Source organism: Pseudomonas sp. MF08875 (genome assembly GCF_059862525.1).
The window spans coordinates 1-1,130 of record NZ_JCBCUW010000126.1 but is presented as its reverse complement, the minus strand read 5'-3'; the positions used below and the strand labels follow the sequence as shown (position 1 = coordinate 1,130).

The 1,130-nt window shown below is 65.6% G+C and carries 1 protein-coding gene; it reads right to left on the bottom strand.

The window, feature by feature from the left end:
* A partial coding sequence (locus AC19YT_RS28235; protein WP_500611387.1) for a type VI secretion system Vgr family protein occupies positions 1 to 1,034 on the bottom strand: 1,034 nt, incomplete at its 3' end.
* Positions 1,035 to 1,130: the final 96 nt, after the last annotated feature.

Here is a 1,130-nt window from a genome sequence, read left to right as displayed (position 1 = left end):
CTGTGCACCTGGGTGAAGAGGAAGTGCTCCTGCCCGCGCAGGTGCGCCGTGTGGACCCAAGGCGCGTGCAACAGCTCAAAGCGTGTTCCGGCGCGGGCACTGCGCACGTTGGCGCGGCCGTGCCAGAAGGACTTATCGACCTGCAGGGCCTCGCTGTGCAAACGCACGTAATGCTCGGCCTCGCTCAGGGTGGCAAAGGCGTAATCGCCCACCGGGTCGTAGCTTTCCAGGCCCTCGCGCTCGGGGCCGACGGGGCGCGAGGCGCTGATGGCCTGGCGGGTTTTGTAGTCGCTGCTCAGCAGGGTGATGCGCCGGTGGCTCAGGCGATGGAGCTGGCCCATGAACTGCACGCTGTCTTGCTCCTCCACCGCGTCGGTGCGCTGGTAGCGCAGGCCGGTGGCGCTGGCCGAGGTGAGGTCTTCAGGCAGCCCGGGGCTCTGGCCAAAGATGACCAGGCAGTGGCCGGCCGGTGCTTGTGGGTCCTCGACAAAGCAATAGCCCAGGCCCTCTTCGGCCAGTAGCCGCTGCACAAAGTCGAAATCGGTTTCGCGGTACTGCACGCAGTAACTGCGCGGGCGCACGTGGCTCAGTAACTGGTCGGCGTCCAGGGTGAAACGCCAACGGGCGTAGGCCTCGTAACCGGCGAAGACCTGGCTGACGATCTGCTGCACGGTGCTGTCCTGGAACACCCGGGAGCGAAAGCTCTGGCTCAACACCCAGAGCCAGGGCACCAGGGTCAGGTGGTAGCGGGTCAGGGAGCCGTCGCTGCCCAGGCGGGCGACACGGCTGAGCAAACCGCTGCGTCGGCTGTGGCTGCCATCGGCCAGGGCCGTGAGCAAGGTAATGGGCGCACCGAGCATCGCCTCGAGGGGCAGGCGATGGTCGGCGCTCAGGGCCAGCACGTCCCAGCGGTACAACTCGGAAAGCGCCTCGCGGCCGGCCCAGCGTTCAACGTGCAACGGGGCCATGGACGTGGGCGTTTGCAGGGAATACAGGCGTGTTTGATCGCTGATGATCGGGGCAGTGGGGTTCATGGGCGTGAAATCCAAACCAGGCATAAGGTTGCGAAATTCGCAGTTCAGCCAGTCGGCCATAACCCGCCAAAGAGGCTAACAGCGTTGGGATGTGAA